This is a genomic window from Thermogutta sp. (assembly GCF_014359955.1).
In the GTDB taxonomy this organism is placed as follows: domain Bacteria; phylum Planctomycetota; class Planctomycetia; order Pirellulales; family Thermoguttaceae; genus Thermogutta.
On sequence record NZ_JACIYL010000335.1, the window covers coordinates 1 to 4498 of the forward strand.

The 4498-nt window shown below is 58.5% G+C and carries 5 protein-coding genes; 4 read left to right on the forward strand and 1 reads right to left on the reverse strand.

Annotated elements, in window-relative coordinates:
- On the reverse strand, nt 1-577 hold a 577-nt coding region (locus H5U08_RS10875), incomplete at its 3' end, for a DUF4254 domain-containing protein (RefSeq protein ID WP_297032914.1).
- Nucleotides 578-978: 401 nt separating this feature from the next.
- Here H5U08_RS10875 and H5U08_RS10880 point away from each other — a divergent pair.
- From H5U08_RS10880 to H5U08_RS10895, 4 genes are all read left to right on the forward strand, one after another.
- A complete protein-coding gene (locus tag H5U08_RS10880; RefSeq protein WP_297032916.1) occupies nt 979-2247 on the forward strand; it encodes a LysM peptidoglycan-binding domain-containing protein in 1269 nt (422 codons plus the stop codon).
- Nucleotides 2248-2427: 180 nt separating this feature from the next.
- Entirely contained in the window at nt 2428-2976 is a 549-nt protein-coding gene (pyrE, locus tag H5U08_RS10885; protein WP_297032918.1) for an orotate phosphoribosyltransferase, read from the forward strand.
- A 165-nt stretch (nt 2977-3141) separates the two neighbouring features.
- Entirely contained in the window at nt 3142-3840 is a 699-nt protein-coding gene (locus tag H5U08_RS10890) for a hypothetical protein (protein WP_297032920.1), read from the forward strand.
- A gap of 280 nt (nt 3841-4120) precedes the next feature.
- Nucleotides 4121-4498: glutamine synthetase beta-grasp domain-containing protein (locus tag H5U08_RS10895; protein ID WP_297032921.1), on the forward strand; the 378-nt coding region annotated here is incomplete at its 3' end.

Sequence of the window (4498 nt, forward strand, 5' to 3'; positions counted from 1 at the left end):
TGAGGTCTTCGTGCTGCTGGTACAGGATGCTCAACTTTGCCCTGGCCCGTTCCCGATGCTCGTCATCCACGTCGGTGCGCTGCGTTTGCTCCTCCATATGATAGATGCGAAGAGCGAGAATCGATAACCGATCAATGGCGGCACCCGGCGTTTCGGTATTCAGTTTGGCCCGAGTAAGAGGGCGCACGCCCCACGCGGCAAGACTGTTGAGAATGTACTCGTCAAGACGCTCAATCCAGTCGTTGCGTTCCTGGTTCAGCCGATCGATCCGTCGCTTGACGGCGGCAATTTCGTGATCGCTGGCGGTGGGATCGCGGGCTTTGTCCTCCTCGTGCCACAAAAGAAAATTTCGCTGGTGTTGTTCGCAGACCAGATGAAGGAAATCCCGGTAAGGGTTGTCGATGGGAGCGTGGTGCCATCTTTCGGTGCATTCACGGTGTAGTGTGGTGATTGCGGACACGTCAATCATGGCAATCTTTCTCGCTCGCCGACTGGATTCAGCTTCGGATTTTTGCTGAGGTTCGGTGGTTTGCCGTTCCACGAGATAACCGCCCGACGGCTGATCGACACGAACCACTGGTTGCCTCCCATTCCCGAGTTACCCTCCAACACAACCTGCGAACCTCGCCATCCGTGTTGGAGTTGTCGCGTTCATGTGCTTCGCTTTATTTTCGCAGCCTGTGCTGCGAATGGACGGCCGTCTCGCAAGGGGTGAAGGGGAGTTTAGCAATATCTGGGCGCGTTGCTCAAGGGCAAAAATGTTCCCCGAGGAGTAACGCGCCGCGCCACGGACACGCGCCCATTGCCGGAAAAGTGCTCTTGGCCAAAGCGTGTTCTTTTCGTATCATGGGCACGCTTGGGAGTCTCGGCAGCTTTCTGGCGGACGCGGCGGGTTGGCTGGCGGGAGAAGGTGGACACAGAGGCTCGGAGTTGGGGTTCAGGGAGCGAACCATCGCCACATGTCACGGAGGACCGTCAATGGAAACGATCAAAACCATCGGCGTCCTGGTCGTTCTGCTCGTCGTCGGTTATCTCGGGTATAAAGCCGTCACAACTCCCCCGCCTACGCCTCCCCGGGACGATGACGGTCATCCGCCGCCTGCCACCAGCAATCTCAATGTGCCGATCCCGGAATTGCCCGCGGAACTGGCGCAGCAGTCTGGAAATACCACACCTGCAGCCGGGCAACCAATGGCCGGGACCGCTTCCGATGGAAGTCAGGTGGCAACCGGCCGCCAGCCGCCTCCAGCATTCATGGGAGGAACACTTTCTTCTGCGGGCGACTTGTCTTCCACCTCCACCCAGGACATTGCCGGCACCGGCATTGCGAATAAAGACAGCGAGATGGCATCCCTGCCTCCGCAACCGGCCGTCACCAGCGCGATGAACCGTCCGTCCACAGAGATGCCGGGTCCGGCGGGGGCAATTGGGACGCCCGACCTTTCCTCTCCCGTGACGAACGTCAATCCGCCTTCCGAAGAACAGAAGCCCGCAGATCCTTCACGGTCTCCAGCGACCGGCGACTCCGGGCAAAGGGGAATCCGCAAGGAATTTGCTGAATTTTTAGAAGCTGCCTGCCGCAAGCTGGATCGAGGAGAATTTTCTCAGGTGCACACAGTGCTCACAGCCTGGTACGCCGATCCGCGGTTGACCCCCGAAGAAGACGCGCAACTGACGGATCTGCTCGATCAGGTGGCGGGCACCGTCGTTTTTTCTCGCCAGCATTTGCTGGAAAAACCCTATATCGTTCAGCCGGAGGACACCCTTCAGTCGATTGCCGAACGCTACAGCGTGACGCCCGAGCTTCTCGCCAAAATCAACGGCATTGCCCGGCCTGAAGATCTCGTCCCCGGGATGACCTTAAAGGTTGTGCGAGGACCGTTTGACGCTGTCATTTATCTCCACCGACGGGAACTCGTGCTCATGTTGCAGGGTAAATATGCCGGCCGATTCCGCATCGGGATCGGGACCGATGCCCGTCAGTGTGAAGGGAGCTATCAGGTGCGTGAGAAGACCCGCTTTCCTCGCTACTTCACGGACTCTGGTGTTTATGAGGCGGGAGACCCGCGGAACCCGCTGGGGCCGAAGTGGATCGGCCTGGAAGGACGCCTGGGAATTCACAGCACCAGCGATCCCGCCCAATTCGATAATCCCCAGGCTCCCGGTTCGATCTTTGTTTCTGCCAAAGATATGGAGGACCTGTTCGACATTCTGACCATCGGCTCGCGAATAACCATAGTGCCGTAGCGTGACGCTTTGTCCCAAGCCCGTGCCGATCGGCGACAGCCGCCGCCTGCCGCGAACAATTGGATGAATCGCTCGGACGCCCTTGGTTTTCTCAACGAAGAGCCTCACAATCAGGGAGAGCCAGTAAGCATGCTGAAAAGACAATGAACACCTGGTTGATGGGATTGAAAGGCTCGAAGAATGTACGATCGAGAACAGTTGCACCGTTTGATCCGTGAGAAGGCGCTTCGTTTCGGGCAGTTCACGTTGGCATCCGGGCGAACTTCGACGTTTTACCTCGATTGCAAACAGGTCACGCTTGATCCAGAGGGGGCCCGGCTGATCGGAGAAGGTTTTCTGGACCTGCTCTCCGAATCTCGGCCGGACGCCATCGGAGGTCTGGCCATCGGGGCCGACCCGATCACCGCCGCGGTGGTGACGATGTCGGCGGTTCGGAAAACACCCATTCGCGGATTCATGGTCCGAAAAGAACCGAAAGGGCATGGCACTGGGCAGTTCATCGAAGGACCGGTTTTCCCGGGCGATCGCGTGGCTATCGTCGAAGACGTCATCACCACGGGAGGTTCCGCCCTTAAGGCGATTGAGCGGGCGGAAGCATACGGTCTGAAGGTTGTCCAGGTGTTGGGGATCATTGATAGGTTGGAGGGAGGATCGGAGGAGTTCCGGCGACGGGGACTTCCCTTTGCCACTCTTTTTACGATTCGTGATTTCGGTATTGAACTGGTTTAGAATGTACGAGCATACGGCGGAAAGGCAGTCAGTGGGGAACTTCTCGACGAGGACCGCGTCTGCTTGGCACAGCGGGGGCATCGCCCATTGAGGACGTTGGGGATTGCTGGGAGGAGTTCTATTCGTCAGCGAAATCGTCAGGCTCGGAGCACGGAGGGTCGTTCCATGGAGCATTCCCTGCACGCCGACTTGAAGCATTTTTACGCAGGTCCGACGCCGTCCGTGGAGGTTGTGGTTGACGGCTACCGCGTGGACGCCACCAGCCACGGATGGCTGATTGAAATCCAGCAGGGGCCCCTGTGGGCTATCCGAAGAAAGACCCAGGCGCTTCTGGAAAAGCATCGTGTGCTGGTCGTCAAGCCAATCGTGATGACCAGAACGATTGCCCGGCTCGAAGGAGAGGGGGGCCAGGTGATTTCCTACCGCAAGAGCCCAAAACAGGGACGGCGGTGGGATGTGTTTGAGGATCTCGTCCATTTTGCCAGGGTATTTCCCCACCCCAGGCTGCGCATCGATGTGGCGTTCGTGGACGTGGTGGAATACCGTTATCCGCGGCAGCGCCGCTCGTGGCGACGTCCCCCGTATCAGCTCGCCGATCGTCAGCTCGTGCAAGTTCGCGAGACGGTGACCCTTATGACGGCGGACGACCTGCGTCTGCTTCTGCCCGGTCTTCCGGAGGTATTCGATAGCGCAGCCCTTGCCGAAGTGCTCGAGCTTCCCCGGTGGCGGGCGCAGCAGGTCGCGTATTGCCTGCGGGAGACGGGCGCCGTTTGGGTCTTGGGGCGTACCCGCCGCGGTTGGCGGTATTCGTGGCGTCCGATGCAACCGGAACCGGAGGACCGCCTGGCCCTCATGGTGGCCTGACGTCACGGAGATGCACAGAATTTAGGCATGAAAGTCCTGTCTTTGGGCAGTGGCTTTCCGGCATCTGTCTGCTTTTTGACACACAATGATCGCTTATCAGGACTCGCATCAGCCGGATGCATGCTTTTAGCATGCTTCGGAGGTTCTCGACGTTTTCTGGCATGGAACCTGCATCAATGGAACTGTCCTGACTGCGGCCGGGTCAGCGGGACAGTGCCATTCGGTTTCTGCCTTCTGGAGAGTGAGCAACCCATTTGTCACAGCAAAGTGAGGAGAAGTTATGACCCCCAAGGAAGTCATCGCATTCTGCCGGGAGAAAGGTGTCAAGTCTGTTGACTTGCGATTTATGGATTTTCCGGGCGTATGGCAGCATTTCACGATTCCGGTGACCTCGCTCACCGAGGACGTTTTCGAGGATGGTCTCGGATTCGACGGCTCCAGCATCCGGGGATGGCAGAGGATTAACGAAAGCGACATGCTGGTCCTGCCTCAGCCTGACACGGCGGCTCTGGACCCGTTCGCAGAGATTCCGACCCTCATGATGATCTGCAACATCCAGGATCCGACCACCCGCGAGGATTACACTCGGGATCCGCGGAATGTTGCCCGCAAGGCCGTCAACTACCTCAAGAGCCTCGGCATAGCGGATACCTGTTAT